Annotated in this window: 21 protein-coding genes and 1 pseudogene; 9 read left to right on the top strand and 13 right to left on the bottom strand. The window is 41.2% G+C overall.

What is annotated here, in order from left to right; translation table 11 throughout:
* Positions 1-13 precede the first annotated feature (13 nt).
* From FO446_RS17380 to FO446_RS17400, 5 genes are all read right to left on the bottom strand, one after another.
* Positions 14-352: an SCP2 sterol-binding domain-containing protein gene (locus FO446_RS17380; RefSeq protein WP_221869171.1), complete on the bottom strand. Its 339-nt coding sequence runs from the start codon at positions 350-352 to the stop codon at positions 14-16.
* Positions 353-424: 72 nt separating this feature from the next.
* Positions 425-739: a YbjQ family protein gene (locus FO446_RS17385; protein ID WP_237898603.1), complete on the bottom strand. Its 315-nt coding sequence runs from the start codon at positions 737-739 to the stop codon at positions 425-427.
* A gap of 123 nt (positions 740-862) precedes the next feature.
* Positions 863-1,675, bottom strand: coding sequence for a CBS domain-containing protein (locus tag FO446_RS17390; protein ID WP_237898607.1), 813 nt, complete (start codon positions 1,673-1,675; stop codon positions 863-865).
* Entirely contained in the window at positions 1,672-2,028 is a 357-nt protein-coding gene (locus FO446_RS17395; protein WP_017249346.1) for a hypothetical protein, read from the bottom strand. The genes FO446_RS17390 and FO446_RS17395 overlap by 4 nt, the downstream gene beginning before the upstream one ends.
* Before the next feature lie 29 nt (positions 2,029-2,057).
* Complete coding sequence (locus tag FO446_RS17400; RefSeq protein ID WP_221869172.1) at positions 2,058-2,780, bottom strand: EAL domain-containing protein; 723 nt, start codon at positions 2,778-2,780, stop codon at positions 2,058-2,060.
* Between the two features lie 499 nt (positions 2,781-3,279).
* On the opposite strand from FO446_RS17400, the gene FO446_RS17405 reads away from it, so the two are divergent.
* Positions 3,280-3,588, top strand: a complete 309-nt coding sequence (locus tag FO446_RS17405) for a protease inhibitor I42 family protein (RefSeq protein WP_173608031.1) — start codon at positions 3,280-3,282, stop codon at positions 3,586-3,588.
* A 591-nt stretch (positions 3,589-4,179) separates the two neighbouring features.
* Here FO446_RS17405 and FO446_RS17410 read toward each other — a convergent pair.
* Together FO446_RS17410 and FO446_RS17415 are read right to left on the bottom strand one after the other, a co-directional pair.
* Positions 4,180-4,329: a hypothetical protein gene (locus FO446_RS17410; protein ID WP_229088237.1), complete on the bottom strand. Its 150-nt coding sequence runs from the start codon at positions 4,327-4,329 to the stop codon at positions 4,180-4,182.
* Positions 4,314-4,541 (bottom strand): ATP-binding protein, encoded by a 228-nt coding sequence (locus tag FO446_RS17415; RefSeq protein WP_229088086.1) that lies wholly within the window; start codon positions 4,539-4,541, stop codon positions 4,314-4,316. The genes FO446_RS17410 and FO446_RS17415 overlap by 16 nt, the downstream gene beginning before the upstream one ends.
* A 34-nt stretch (positions 4,542-4,575) precedes the next feature.
* Between FO446_RS17415 and FO446_RS17420 the strand changes: the two genes are divergently transcribed.
* Positions 4,576-4,827 (top strand): helix-turn-helix domain-containing protein, encoded by a 252-nt coding sequence (locus FO446_RS17420; protein WP_260507185.1) that lies wholly within the window; start codon positions 4,576-4,578, stop codon positions 4,825-4,827.
* Positions 4,828-4,978: 151 nt separating this feature from the next.
* Here FO446_RS17420 and FO446_RS17425 read toward each other — a convergent pair whose 3' ends face one another.
* Complete coding sequence (locus FO446_RS17425) at positions 4,979-5,533, bottom strand: PsbP-related protein (RefSeq protein ID WP_237898608.1); 555 nt, start codon at positions 5,531-5,533, stop codon at positions 4,979-4,981.
* Positions 5,534-5,622: 89 nt separating this feature from the next.
* Positions 5,623-5,937, bottom strand: a complete 315-nt coding sequence (locus FO446_RS17430) for a hypothetical protein (protein WP_237898609.1) — start codon at positions 5,935-5,937, stop codon at positions 5,623-5,625.
* Between the two features lie 261 nt (positions 5,938-6,198).
* Here FO446_RS17430 and FO446_RS17435 point away from each other — a divergent pair, with 261 nt between their 5' ends.
* The 4 genes from FO446_RS17435 (at position 6,199) to FO446_RS17450 (ending at position 7,389) form a co-directional block, all read left to right on the top strand.
* Positions 6,199-6,390, top strand: coding sequence for a hypothetical protein (locus tag FO446_RS17435; protein WP_173608040.1), 192 nt, complete (start codon positions 6,199-6,201; stop codon positions 6,388-6,390).
* Between the two features lie 16 nt (positions 6,391-6,406).
* A complete protein-coding gene (locus FO446_RS17440; RefSeq protein ID WP_173608039.1) occupies positions 6,407-6,562 on the top strand; it encodes a hypothetical protein in 156 nt (51 codons plus the stop codon).
* 35 nt (positions 6,563-6,597) lie between these two features.
* A complete protein-coding gene (locus tag FO446_RS17445; protein ID WP_237898610.1) occupies positions 6,598-7,143 on the top strand; it encodes an RNA 2'-phosphotransferase in 546 nt (181 codons plus the stop codon).
* 99 nt (positions 7,144-7,242) lie between these two features.
* Positions 7,243-7,389: a hypothetical protein gene (locus tag FO446_RS17450; RefSeq protein WP_237898611.1), complete on the top strand. Its 147-nt coding sequence runs from the start codon at positions 7,243-7,245 to the stop codon at positions 7,387-7,389.
* A gap of 282 nt (positions 7,390-7,671) precedes the next feature.
* On the opposite strand, the gene FO446_RS17455 is transcribed toward FO446_RS17450, so the two are convergent.
* On the bottom strand, positions 7,672-7,980 hold the full coding sequence (locus tag FO446_RS17455) for a hypothetical protein (protein WP_237898613.1): 309 nt from the start codon (positions 7,978-7,980) through the stop codon (positions 7,672-7,674).
* A gap of 168 nt (positions 7,981-8,148) precedes the next feature.
* Between FO446_RS17455 and FO446_RS17460 the strand changes: the two genes are divergently transcribed.
* The 3 genes from FO446_RS17460 (at position 8,149) to FO446_RS17470 (ending at position 11,369) form a co-directional block, all read left to right on the top strand.
* Positions 8,149-8,571, top strand: a complete 423-nt coding sequence (locus tag FO446_RS17460) for an HD domain-containing protein (RefSeq protein ID WP_237898615.1) — start codon at positions 8,149-8,151, stop codon at positions 8,569-8,571.
* 77 nt (positions 8,572-8,648) lie between these two features.
* A complete protein-coding gene (locus tag FO446_RS17465) occupies positions 8,649-10,193 on the top strand; it encodes a YifB family Mg chelatase-like AAA ATPase (protein ID WP_237898623.1) in 1,545 nt (514 codons plus the stop codon).
* Positions 10,194-10,634: 441 nt separating this feature from the next.
* Complete coding sequence (locus FO446_RS17470; protein ID WP_237898625.1) at positions 10,635-11,369, top strand: hypothetical protein; 735 nt, start codon at positions 10,635-10,637, stop codon at positions 11,367-11,369.
* Here the strand turns inward: FO446_RS17470 and FO446_RS17475 are convergent.
* The 3 genes and pseudogenes from FO446_RS17475 to FO446_RS17485 all read right to left on the bottom strand — a co-directional run.
* Positions 11,369-11,467 (bottom strand): annotated as a pseudogene (locus tag FO446_RS17475) (protein tyrosine phosphatase); the annotation flags it as partial. The gene FO446_RS17470 and the pseudogene FO446_RS17475 overlap by 1 nt on opposite strands.
* Positions 11,464-12,018 (bottom strand): NADAR family protein, encoded by a 555-nt coding sequence (locus tag FO446_RS17480; protein ID WP_237898627.1) that lies wholly within the window; start codon positions 12,016-12,018, stop codon positions 11,464-11,466. The gene FO446_RS17480 and the pseudogene FO446_RS17475, both read right to left, overlap by 4 nt.
* A gap of 43 nt (positions 12,019-12,061) precedes the next feature.
* Entirely contained in the window at positions 12,062-12,838 is a 777-nt protein-coding gene (locus FO446_RS17485; RefSeq protein ID WP_237898628.1) for a nucleotidyltransferase domain-containing protein, read from the bottom strand.
* Positions 12,839-12,891: the final 53 nt, after the last annotated feature.

Genomic DNA, 12,891 nt, shown 5'->3' on the forward strand with positions numbered 1-12,891 from the left:
ACTAGTTTTTTCGTTATTTTCGTGATTGATAGTGATGCAAGATTGTTTGCAATTTAAACGAAAGTCCCATTTCTCCGCTAATTTTTAGCTTACCCGTTACAAAAGCAACGGTGGGATTCAAGCGTCCCTCTACGAGCTTAACAAAATCTTGGTCAGACAACTCCAGTTTGCAGCCCGCTTCCCTTGTCACACCCATTGAATAGTCCGCTTGATTATCGGATAAAACCACCTCGTAGGTGCCACCCTCTTCTCCACTTAGGACAAAATGGTACACAGCATGTAATCCAGTGATCCCTTGTGGTTGGGTGTTTATTCTATTCGATAAATCCTGAAGAGTTTTTTGTACCTGCATGCTCACTGCTCCTTGCTTGCTATGTATGTGGACCGCTTTTCCGTAAAAAAAGAAAGCCGGGTGTTTACCGGCTTACTTTGCACGGACAGCTGTGCCTGTGGCAATAACCATCATCATACCTTCCCGCAATGTTTCGAAGTCGAGATCAACCCCAATCACTGCGTTTGCACCCAATGCCCGTGCTTTTTCTTTCATTTCACGCAAGGCCAGTTCACGCCCTTCTGAGAGCTTGCTCTCATACGAGCCACTTCTGCCTCCGATGATGTCCGTAATTCCTGCAAGAAAGTCACGGACTACGTTTGCGCCCATGATTACCTCTCCGCTGACGATATCCAAATACTCCACCACTTCTTTTCCTTGGATCATGCTGGTAGTAGTTACGATCATGTCATTTCCTCCTCATATCGATCTTTTCACAATATATATTACGTACCATAAAATAATCGGTTGCAAAGAAGGATCTAAACCTGTCCAAAAGTGTATGCGCATTGCTAACAAACTATACTTTTCCTATCCTACTGTGGAAGTAATTGTTTTGGATAATTTGGCAGCTGAGGAGCCTAAACTTGCTTCAGCGATTAATTCCCGCCAAGATTTATCGAAAAAGTCTGGGGTTTGAAACCCGTTTACATGCCCAACAGCTGCAGATACAAAGATCTCAAGAACGTTTGTTGGACGTGTAATAAGCGAAATGTATTCCTGAATCTGTTCATCGGAAATCGTAGAGATCAAAACAAACTCGTCCCCTGCATAACGACATAAGTAATCCCCCTGTTCTTCAGCCAGAGAAGAAAGAACCGATGAATAGGTGCGGATGACATCATCCCCGAATGGATGGCCATGCAGCTTATTAATTCGGCCAAAGTCGTTCAAATCGATAAAAAGCAAATGGAACGGTTTACGCTCCTTTAAAAAATTTTCCCCAATAAACTGAATGTAGGGAGCGCGATACAAACCCGATAATGGGTCTCGATATTCTGCTATTTTCATCTCTACGATTTCTTTTGTGATGAATCCGATTAGTTGATCCTCTTCCTTGATCAAAGCCAGACCACTTTGTTCTTGATGAAGCGCGTGATAAGCCTCCCAAACATTGTGGTTGGCAGACAGGTAGAACGGGTGACTGCTCATGGCATCGGCAACGATTCGGTTAGGATGAGCGGACAGCACGTCTCTTGTCGTAACCATTCCCAGCACCTCTCCGTGATCCATGACAACTAACGAATCAACATGAGATTCGTTCATTCGCTCCGCCGCATAAGAGACACTTTTGTCAGAGGTGATGGTACAAATCGTCGTCGTCATGATGTCGGAGATGTTCATAATAGATCCACCTCTCGTTGGACAGACAGTGCTATTTTCAATTCAGATCGCAGAACCATAGAGTCGCTAATCATACGCTCTGCCTCTTCCAGAATAATTTTCATCAATAATTTTTCATCAATCATTTGCAAAAGAGTATTTCTTAACAAGACTGCCTCAATCTTCGGATGATTCATCTTTAGTAATGTAAATTGCTCTGGAGAAAGTGCATCCGCCATTCTCCTTACAGCCTCAGGACCAATTGGTGCTTTCCGTCCGATGATCAACAAATCCTGCATCGGAGGGACTTCAAACTCGGATATTTTTAAGGAAAGCGTTGCTTTCCGAGAATATACGTTGTTATCACTAGCCATAAAAATTCCTCCAATTCTGCATTGCCTTCTTATTCGTCCGGCAAACTGCCTGGTTTACCAAACAAGTATCCCTGGCCGATTGCAACGCCCAATAAAGAAGCACAAGCAAAATCCTCTTCTTCTTCAACTCCTTCGAGAATGAGTTGAGGTGCATCTTTGCAAAAATCGACAAACAGTTTTACAGTCTTTTGCTTTTCTAATGAACTCGAGAGCTTTTGCGAAAAAAAACGATCAATCTTGATGTAATCTGGCGAGATATCTTCAATTTTACTGAATATGTTTGCGCCATCTCCGACATCATCCAACGCAATTAAGAAACCCAGCTTTTTCAATTCAGCTATGCGTCGCGTAAAAATGGGTTCGCTCCAGCATTCCCCTTCCATAATCGATTCGTTGATCTCCAATACGATTTGGGTTAAATAGGGACGGAAGGTACGAGCGATCTTTTGAATGAACCCAGGAAATGTGTCTTCTATTATGGTAGAAGGAAAAATATTCACAAATAAAAGCTCGTTTTTGTGTTCAGTCGACGAATGAAAAAAAGTCAAGAGCGCATAATGCAGGGAATGGGAGTCGAGTTCTGGCAGCATTTTGTTTTCCTTCGCCAAAGAAAACAATGCCTCTGGATGGATCCCCGCTTTACTGCGAAGTAATACTTCATACCCTATCCTACTTTTCTCAGGAAGTTGACATATTGGCTGAAATGCGTGGTAGTATTCTTTTTTCTTAAATAATTCTGCAATGCTCTCCATCAATTTTCCTTTCCCTTTCCTAGCAAGTATGAACACAAAGAAAAAGCTTCTTCCATGCGAGATATTCTGAACCATGGAAGTGCCGGGAAATGTACCTACATGCACGAGCAAAAGAAATTCTACTCTCTGTGGATATTTCTAGTCATAACAATAACTAGGTAATAAAGATTACAAATATCAGCAGACATTTCGACAATTTATGTCTTTGTCCCTACTTATTCGCCAGCATCTTGCATATTCCTTTCCAGATCATACTAATTGTTTCAAATTAATTAGGAACATTGTATGTACAATGCCTATTTTCTATCGTTATATTTCCGTAAAATGATAGATGTATCAAGTAATTCCACAACTTGTAAACTGTTCTGAATCGCGTTACGCGTTATATAAATAAAAAATTAAAATTTTACTGCTTGTTCCGTCGTTAGCAGCTATAGAGCTTTTTTCATATCGTATGAAAAATGGGTATCGTCCTCATCCAAAGGGAGGAAGGTAGGCAGTGGTCAAGATTTCAACGTTTACACTGCAAGTGCAGGAAGGCCACTTGTTCACGATTACGCTAGCGGCAAATCCCTCAACCGGTTACCAGTGGGACTTGTCTAATCCAGTGGATGCTCGCTTTTTATCGTTGCATGCGAATCATTTTGTTCCCCCATCTTCGCCTGCTCGTATTGGGCAAGAGGGGCATCAGGTGATATCTTTTCAAGCTTTGCGGCGTGGAATGACGTCGATATCAGTGAAGTATTGTCGGCCTTGGGATAGTGGTGAATGCGGGGAGTTTGCGTTTTATGTAGTTACGATTGTGTAGGGTTATGTTTCAAAATTACTTACTGTTACTGAATTGAAAGTGAAGCGGTTAGTCTGTATGTGTTAGGTTTTCATTTATGAGGCACATACAGACTAAACGATTCTGTTCTAAAACTTGACTATTTACATTTGGACAGGCGTTGACATCTTTGCAGACGTGACCATGCAGCAAAGCAAACTGTGTGCATCAAAGGCAAAATAGTCGAGGAACAAAGAAGGAGCATGATCTGGATACTGATTTAAACTGCATATATTGATAATCATCCAGCGGGATATGGTATAATTTGGATGAGGTGAATAATATGGGATTCATTGTTTTAACTGCTTTGTACCTTAACCCTATTCTGGCTATTTTGTTCTTTGTTAACTTTACATTTATTATGAAGAAAATTGTCAATAACAAGGATTATAGGCGAAATGCCGTTATTGGATCATTGCTGATCGTATGGATCTTTTTTTCTTATGGATTGCTCGCTATCGCAAGGTAGTTACTGCTAAAGGAATTGGATTTTCCATTCTATCTAGCATTTTAAAATCCCTCACGTTTAAAAAAGTAGCCCTCGATCCAAGGCTCTGTAGCCAATTGCTTCTGCTACATGTGCAGCATCTCTTGTCCTTCCTTATCTAGTAGGGCAAATTGACGGAGCTCTTCACCATTCATCACACTTATAAAAGGACATCCCGGAGGATAGTGGTATCTTTCGCATTGGACAGCCCTCGCTTGTCCTACTCGCTGCTGAATGTCTTTTGAGGACTCCTCTGCTTTTCTTTGTGAAGAAGTTGAACGGGTACTTTCGGCACCTCGATGTGCAGATCGATGCGGTCTAGCAAAGGACCTGAGAGTTTTGAGCGGTATTTGTAGATTTGTTGAGGAAAGCATGGGCAGGTTTGCTTCTCTCGAGTACCGAAGAATCCAGAAGGACAAGGTTGAAGATAACACCCTTGAAATATCACTCAAAAAGGAAAACTATTCTCCCCTTTTATGGACATGAAAGATGATAGTCCTGGTGGCCGTCTTAGAGCAGCACGTACAGCAAAACAGATGTACTTGGTCGATCTTGAATCAACTTTAAGGGAACGTATTATTAAAGCGCGCTTGTACAATGGGTACACAAAGAGAGAATTTGCTGCGCTTTTAGGAATAAGTGAGCGCACTCTATACGAATGGGAACATGGGCGCAGGATCCCACCCGAAGAACAAAGAGTCATTATCGAGAGATACTTAGATACATTAATGTAGAGATTTTTTAGAGTACACTTACAAAAGGGAAATTTTGATTTCGAATTTTCAGCCTGAATAATTGTTACTTCTATAAAATCGTTTGAAGTTTAAAAAGAAAATATCCCTTACTTTTGAAGGGACATTTTACTATTTGTTATAAAACCATAAATTATTCCAATATTTTAAAGGAGTTTGTCACTTTATCGATTGTCGAAGCGTATTTGGCAAGATCTCCATCCTGGCATGCAAATCCTATTGCAAAGCCCGTTTTACTTTTCACCAAAAAAGTTAGTCTATAGGCTATATTTACATTATCTCGTTTTCCTTTAAATAGGATCTCAAGAGCTGAAAGTTCATTAATAGTTAGATTAGAAGTATTTTGAACTTCAAACCCAGGAGACTGTTTCTTCATCTTCTCAATAATTCCATTTTTATAGTTTTCCATAGGCGACCGAGCTTCAACAGGCAATGTGGTCGACATCACCATAATATTTTCTGTATGTAAATCTTCATTGCTCTCCTTTGGGGATTTAAACGCAACACTGCCGTCCTTTGGATTCTCAACAACCGCCCAATCTACTGGGTAAGATATCGAAAACTTATTATTTTTATATTCTTTGAATTCAGTTGCCTCAACTGATTCGTTAGTTTGGGAGCAACCTAACAGAAAACTCACCACAAAAAAACATTGAATCATGATTCTTAGATGATGTGGCATTTTCATTTAATATCCTCCAGAAAGTCAGTATTCGTTTACTATGATAATTATATTAACAACTTCACTTGAAATGAAAGCTGGCAATTACCATTCATTTATTTTAAAGTACCACCTTGGGTTCTATATGCGTTAGCTCGTTCATGCGCTTCGTCTTGAGTCTTTTCTCGTTTTGCTTTGTCTTTGATTTTTTCTGCCTCTCTATATTTTTCTTTTTCTTTTTGTATTTTTTCATTCAATTCTTTAATACGATCTATACTTGTCTCTCTACTTAACATACCGCCTTTTTCTCGTGCATCTTTAGCAACTGCTTTTGCTTTTTCCTTTCCATCTTTATCACCTATTCGGTTAGCGGCTTCCCAATCTACCTTTGCTTTTAGTATACGATCATTTTGATACGTTACATTATTCATATACTTATCAATCGCTTGTTTTTCCTTATATGTAAAGTCACGATAAGTTTTTTTATTACTTTGAGTTATATATTCATTAATTTTTTTACCTGACTCTTTAACTCGGCCTTTCTCTCTCTCAACAAACTCGGCTACTCCTGGTGATACTCCAATCTTTGAATCTGCAAGCGAAAGTACATGTATGCCGGATTATTTTGTATAATGGGGATGATATGGCTCGATCGCACTATCCATACTTATCGTAAAGCGAGGATTTTCACCATGAAGAAAAAACTTGTACTGGTTCTAGATGTTGAAATAGCAGACAAAGCTGATATGCAGCAACTGGCCGATTCGATGTCCACAGCAATTCAATCCGTGGAAGGGATTGCCTTGCAGGATCTGGTTATGTTTGATAACGATGAAAACAACGCTGACAAGCTAATTGCGAACATAAAAAAAGAAATGGCCTAAAAAGGAGAACAGTCTGGTGTTTCTCGTTTATGTTCTGGCTTACTTGATCGTTGCTCTCCTTTATGGATTTTGGACGATGAAAAGCCAACAGCTCTGGATTCGACTAACAGGAAATTTCATCGTTCACCTATTTATTGCTTCAATCGTGAGTCTTGGTTACTTTTTTGTGTAAAGAAGTGGCTATGACCTGTAATGGGAGATGAGTGTATGGATTATCAAAAATTGAGTAAAGAACTGTCCTATGCGCTTCGTCATGCCCCACATGAATATGAACTTGAATTAGACGAACAAGGATGGGTACCTATCAAGCAATTGCTTATGGCCCTTCATGAACAGCGCAAGTGGCGAGCGGTTACCGAAGAAGATCTACATACGATGATTGCGTTATCAGAAAAAAAGCGCCATGAGATCAATCAAGGTAAAATTCGCGCACTCTATGGGCATTCAGTGCCGCAAAAGGTTCAAAAGGAAGAAAAAGAACCGCCTGAATATCTTTTTCACGGCACGCCACAAAGATTCCTTGATTCTATTTTGGCAAGCGGACTTGTTCCCAAAGGAAGACAGTATGTGCATCTGTCTGAAGACGTCCAAACAGCACAGCAGGTTGGGAAAAGACGAGACGATCATCCCGTACTTTTACGAATCGATGCGAGGCAAGCTTGGCAAGATGGTGTGAGGTTTTACCATGGAAATGAGCTCGTTTGGTTAGCAGATCATGTGCAAAAAGAGTATATCTCTGTCTATCAGAAGTAGCTCGACTTGCTCGAGAGGAAGCACACAGCATGGGAAAGACTCGCAGTCGAACGCGGGTCTTTTTTGTACCAATGAGCATAGTAAGGAGGTGAAAGTGGTATGGATTTGTTGTTTGCTTTTCTACTGTTGACAGGACTTTTTGCAATCTACGACGCGATTCGGAGGCTGAACCAGAACATCGTAACGCAAGTGGATCAAAACCAACGGATCATTGAACTCCTGAATGAATTGAAGAGAAAGCAGTGAGGTAAAGGGTGAATGAGAGTGAGTGCGTAGTTGTCACGATGGAGGTATCCATGGTAAGGCGGCTAGATATTTTGGAATCAGGACGGAGATAACAAAAACCGTATTGTATTTGTCTTGTTCGTAGTCAATATGTGGTCTTGATCATAAGTTATCGTTTTCCCCATCGTATTCAAAGGGTTTCAGCAATCATACCCGTTCTAAATCGTTGGATAAAGTGATAAGGTCCAGGTCGCTGTAAAAGGAAATGCGTTCAAAAATTTTCAATCCAGTTCACCTTCGATTTTACGCTTTTTCATAAAGATAAAGAATACCGTCGTCGATCGACCAACTACATAATGAATGCCTCCAATCGCTTGTTTGCGAAGGTAAGTATTTTTCGAGGTCATTTACGATTTTTTCCCAATTTTTATCACTATCATTAATCTCGATGAACTCGCCGAATACCAAGTCAAAAACGAGATAACCCATTTCATACTCAATGCAATCGATTTTATAGTAAGAGACACTGTACACTTCGTCCCAGTCGATATGAACAGGCTCAGCATGTTCGTAGTGGATGGAAATTTGATGGGGATCAACCTTGAAATTCAAATAGAATCAACTCCTTAGCTGTTTAATTGAAGTATAACTGCTGGAGTGAAAGTTTTCCAGAAAGGTGTGGGGAGCTGGTGGAACTAAGTTATTAAGTGGTGAGTGTCTAGTGGGCTTTTTAATAATGTTCAATAAAATCGGCAGTTCATTAGAAAAGGGGAAGTGTTGATGAGTACGTTAGAAAAAGCGATTGTAATTGCAACCAATGCACATACTGGACAACTTGATAAAGGTGGAAATCCTTACATACTTCATCCATTAAGGATAATGATGAAGATGCCAAGCAAGGAATCGATGATCGTTGCTGTCCTCCATGATGTACTGGAAGACACAGAGGTAACGAAAGAAGATTTATTTCAAGCGGGGTTTTCAAATGAGATTGTCGAGGCTGTATTAGCTGTTACCAGAGATGAAGACGAAACTTATATGGAATTTGTCAAAAGAGCAAAACGTAACCCGATAGCAAGGCTTGTTAAATTGGCAGATCTGGAAGATAATTGTGACTTGAGCCGTATTCCAGATCCAAAACCAAAAGACCATGAGCGGTTGTTGCTTTACAAAGAAGCCATTAAAGAATTGCTCTCGACATAAACGTTTAGGCAAAAGCTCCAAATTACTTGCCCACCCCCTCTATCTTTTCCTACCCTATAACCAGAGGGGGAGAGAACATGTACGCATGCAGTTATTCAGGCACGGTGCTCGGCATAGACGGAATGGTCGTCACTGTAGAAACAGACATAGCAAATGGTTTGCCTCAATTCGATTTGGTCGGACTGGGCGGTTCAGCAGTAAAAGAAGCGAGAGATCGTGTTCGTGCTGCCTTGCGCAACGCAGGCTACGACTACCCAATGCAGCGGATCACCGTCAACCTGGCACCAGCAGACCAGCGCAAGGAAGGTTCAGGCTTTGACCTTGCTATTGCCTTTGGAATTTTACTAGCCTCGAAGCAAATGCTCCCTAGACCAGAGAGAATCCTTGTTCTAGGAGAGTTGGCATTAGATGGTTCTCTTCGCCCTGTAACGGGTGTACTCCCCATCCTGCTAGAAGCTAAAAATGCAGGATTTACTCACGTGATTCTCCCCAAACAAAATGCAGCTGAAGCACGGCTCGTCGACATTACCGTATTGGCTGCGAGTAATCTGGAAGAGGCCGTGAACTATTGGAAAAAAGGACTTCATAGTAAAAACTCAAACTTGATTTTTCTCGAATCAGAGATAGGCAAGACAACGGCAAACCAGCTGCCTCCGGACTTTGCCAATGTTTACGGACAGCAATTTGTAAAACGTGGCTTGGAGATTGCAGCAGCTGGGTTTCATAATGTGATATTGGTGGGGCCCCCAGGTTCAGGGAAAACTCTTTTAGCCACTTGCCTACCTGGTATCATGCCGAACATGACTATTCATGAATCATACGAAGTGACGAAAATATACAGTATTGCTGGTCAATTAAAGCGGGAGAGTGGGCTTGTCGAGGAGAGACCTTTTCGTTCCCCGCACCATACGATTACAGCTACTGCCCTAATTGGCGGCGGTGCGCAAATCCCGCGTCCCGGAGAGTGTAGCTTGTCTCACGGTGGGATTCTCTTTCTGGATGAGATGCCAGAGTTTTCTCGGCATGTATTAGAGGTACTGCGTCAGCCGCTTGAATCAGGAGTTGTTACAATTGGACGATCTAAGCAGGTTTTTACCTTTCCTGCTCGGTTTCTGTTAATCGGTTCGTGCAATCCTTGTCCTTGTGGATTCTTCGGTACTCGAGAGAAGCAAACCTGCTCATGCTCCCCCCAGCAAATCTACAAATACCGCTCAAAGCTCTCAGGTCCCTTGCTAGACCGCATCGATCTGCACATCGAGGTGCCGAGAGTACCCGTTCAACTTCTTCACAACAGAACAGCAGAGGAGTCCTCAAAAGACATTCAGCAGCGAGTAGAACAAGCGAGGGCTGTCCAATGTGAAAGATACCACTATCGTCCGGGATGTCCTTTTAATAGTGTGATGAATGGTGAAGAGCTCCGTCAATTTGCTCAACTAGATAAGGAAGGACAGGAGATGCTGCAGTTAGCTTTCGAGACTCTCGGTTTAAGTGCCCGAGCTTACGACAGGATAGTCAAAGTAGCAAGAACTATCGCTGATTTAGATGGAGCTTCCAACGTAGAGGTAGCACATGTAGCTGAAGCGATTCGTTACCGAGCATTGGATCGTGGATTACTTTTTTGACGCTAAATAAATTATGAATGTTGAACACAATGTTCATCTAGGCGTGGACGCTACAGTAAGAGACTCTCTAATTGACAAAATAGTTAAAGAAAATCCCTTTATATTTTCTAGCCTTAGAATTTAACTAACCCGTCTCTTTTAAAGAGACTGGTATTCAACTATTATCTGCTTAAGTAACGATAGCATATCTGGTCTCTTTACTAAAAAAACAAGATGAAAAATTCACGAAAATAGTATATCTGTCACATAGTTTTCGTAATTTGAAATACCATTTTACATGTTTTGTCGAATCGTGCGAGTGAGTAAATGTCAAATGAAATAGTAATACTAGGAAACGCATTGTCAAAAAAGTGAAAAAATGTCGAAACATTAAACTTTATCAAGATATAAGGTTGATAGTAATATATTGAAGCTAAATTGTAAGTATTTGGAGTAGTATTTATGGGGTTATCTCGAAGCGAACGTAATGAGGACAGAAGAGATGCAAGATTAGAACGCCGTCAAGCTTTAGAGGCAAAAGCCCAAGCAGAAGCAAAAAAATCGTCTATAGCTTCTAGCCGCGCTCAACAAAGCAATACAAACTTATCGAAATCATCCGTCCAAAAAGCTAGTGTAGATAGAGTTGACATTAGCGAAGCGGCAAGAAATTTAGCAGCTACGGTGCCTAAACAAGCTCAAACATCAAATAACACAGGAGTAATGCACGGTCCACCGATCCCACCGAAAACTAGTAGTACCCAAACATCAAATAACACGGGAGCAATGCATGGTCCACCAATTCCTGCTAAAACGGAAAAGACATGGGGTGAGGCAAGTAGTGAAGCCTCAGTTAGTGCTTCGCTTTCAACACTTACAAATAATGCAGCTGAAAAAATGTTAAGCAGCATTATTTGTGATTCAACTCTTCCAGGAACAGCGGGGAAAATCGTTGCAGTAGGTACGTCAACTGCAGATGTTTATTACGATGCCGCAGCTAATCTCTCTAAAGGTGATACCAAGTTTGAGAGTAATAAATCGATTTCGCAATCTTTTACAGAGGCTGTTACAGGGGCTATAATCTCTGAACTAGGTTCATCGGCATTGGTGAATGCAATCGCAGTATCACCAGCTTATATGAAACTAACACCACAGAAAGATAAAACTATTGCATTAATGGCTTCATTAGGTACCGGTTAAGTACCTGCTGATCTAACTTCATATTCATTGATCCCGTGAAAAATCTTTTCTGCCGTCAAGCTCCATTTATTTCTGCTACAAATAAACAATAGCTTCATTCTTCCTCCTCATCGAAATCTTCAAACTGCCATTCCTCTGGTACCGGAAAATAAGCGTCATACTCATTCCTAGCATCCACACTCATTTCCTCTAGCCACGGCCAATAATGCATGACATAGTCCTCACCAAATCCCATCCGCCAAAACAAACTATATGGATGCTCTTCTGGAAACTCAATCCATGGCGGCAAATAGAAATGCGGTTGATACCCATCTAAGCTTTCACGTACTTCCATCCACAATTTTCCGAGTAAGTTTGGATCGTTACTCGAACGATCGATTAAGGCTGCATCCCCGGTAGAGAGCAGAATTTCACGAATGACAGGATACTGTTCCACTTTTGCTTGTAATGCCTTGCGCATGATTTCTTTTTCTAGGGCAGTCCCTAAAACTTTTTTGGCTTGCAGATAGTGTTCCAAGGTTGTCCATATTTCCCCTTCCAACTCTATTGGATGATAGGAGAAGTTGGAGAAGCAGCCGTAAGGTTTGTCTGGCTGGTCAAAATGAATTTCGAGAGGTTGCTGTATATGTTTTCGGATATGATCCTGCATGAAAATTTGTACCTCCCTATATATCGTAACGTTTCCATCATGACTAACTGATAATCCACGCCTTCTGTAAATAATTCCGAAATATCTCATCCAGCTTGTCAGTTGGGTCCTCCAAATCATTTGTATATTGGCTCGCCAGTGCAGTCAGACGCCCTATTTGTTCCTCAATAAAACGGTGAAGCTCTTCGATTCTTGGCTCCAAATTCAACTCATTCCCAGCCATTTTTCTTTGGAGCAGCTCAGAAATTTTACTTTTTAGTATAGAATCTGTTACTAGCTCTCCAACTAGCTGATCAAATCCAATGGGAGGATTCGTATGATACGTTTCGATCCAGATGCATGCGAGGATCGGGCGTAACACATAAAAGTATTTTTTGATTTTGACTTGCTCACCTTGCAGATAGTCCCGAAAATTCCCTTTGGCCATACTGAGGTAATGATGCAAGGAAGCCTTTGGCGAGAATACTTCCCCTTGCAACCTTAGCAGCTCATTCCGAAAGCCAAGTGTATCGAGATAAACAATGTCTGATACAAGCCATTCTTGTAGGGGCGGATTCGATTTTCGAAATAGCTTGAGTGCTTTTCGAATATCCCAGCCGTTTATATCTAATAGGTCGTTGATCGGTACTTCCACAACATCCCGTTTGTCGTCAATGGACAAATACCATTCCGGCTTCTTCACATAGACAAAACGTACATCATAATCGCTATCTTTGGACGGAAATCCCCATGCCCGGCTTCCTGATTCAACAGCGAACAATATTTTCAACTCGTGCGCTTGCTCGATTTCTTTTAACTTTTCCAAGATGATCTCTCTCAAGATTCATTCCTCCTCCTACAACAAATAACAAGGTACCCCTTCTCTGGGAAAAA

The sequence above is a fragment of the Brevibacillus brevis genome, assembly GCF_022026395.1.
Classification (GTDB): domain Bacteria; phylum Bacillota; class Bacilli; order Brevibacillales; family Brevibacillaceae; genus Brevibacillus.

Bases quoted from the DNA above. Each gene is read 5' to 3' on its own strand.
- FO446_RS17380 (WP_221869171.1), bottom strand. From the start codon at position 352: ATGCAGGTACAAAAAACTCTTCAGGATTTATCGAATAGAATAAACACC.
- FO446_RS17385 (WP_237898603.1), bottom strand. From the start codon at position 739: ATGATCGTAACTACTACCAGCATGATCCAAGGAAAAGAAGTGGTGGAG.
- FO446_RS17390 (WP_237898607.1), bottom strand. From the start codon at position 1,675: ATGAACATCTCCGACATCATGACGACGACGATTTGTACCATCACCTCT.
- FO446_RS17395 (WP_017249346.1), bottom strand. From the start codon at position 2,028: ATGGCTAGTGATAACAACGTATATTCTCGGAAAGCAACGCTTTCCTTA.
- FO446_RS17400 (WP_221869172.1), bottom strand. From the start codon at position 2,780: ATGGAGAGCATTGCAGAATTATTTAAGAAAAAAGAATACTACCACGCA.
- FO446_RS17420 (WP_260507185.1), top strand. From the start codon at position 4,576: ATGAAAGATGATAGTCCTGGTGGCCGTCTTAGAGCAGCACGTACAGCA.
- FO446_RS17425 (WP_237898608.1), bottom strand. From the start codon at position 5,533: ATGAAAATGCCACATCATCTAAGAATCATGATTCAATGTTTTTTTGTG.
- FO446_RS17430 (WP_237898609.1), bottom strand. From the start codon at position 5,937: ATGAATAATGTAACGTATCAAAATGATCGTATACTAAAAGCAAAGGTA.
- FO446_RS17435 (WP_173608040.1), top strand. From the start codon at position 6,199: ATGAAGAAAAAACTTGTACTGGTTCTAGATGTTGAAATAGCAGACAAA.
- FO446_RS17445 (WP_237898610.1), top strand. From the start codon at position 6,598: ATGGATTATCAAAAATTGAGTAAAGAACTGTCCTATGCGCTTCGTCAT.
- FO446_RS17450 (WP_237898611.1), top strand. From the start codon at position 7,243: ATGGATTTGTTGTTTGCTTTTCTACTGTTGACAGGACTTTTTGCAATC.
- FO446_RS17460 (WP_237898615.1), top strand. From the start codon at position 8,149: ATGAGTACGTTAGAAAAAGCGATTGTAATTGCAACCAATGCACATACT.
- FO446_RS17465 (WP_237898623.1), top strand. From the start codon at position 8,649: ATGTACGCATGCAGTTATTCAGGCACGGTGCTCGGCATAGACGGAATG.
- FO446_RS17470 (WP_237898625.1), top strand. From the start codon at position 10,635: ATGGGGTTATCTCGAAGCGAACGTAATGAGGACAGAAGAGATGCAAGA.
- FO446_RS17480 (WP_237898627.1), bottom strand. From the start codon at position 12,018: ATGCAGGATCATATCCGAAAACATATACAGCAACCTCTCGAAATTCAT.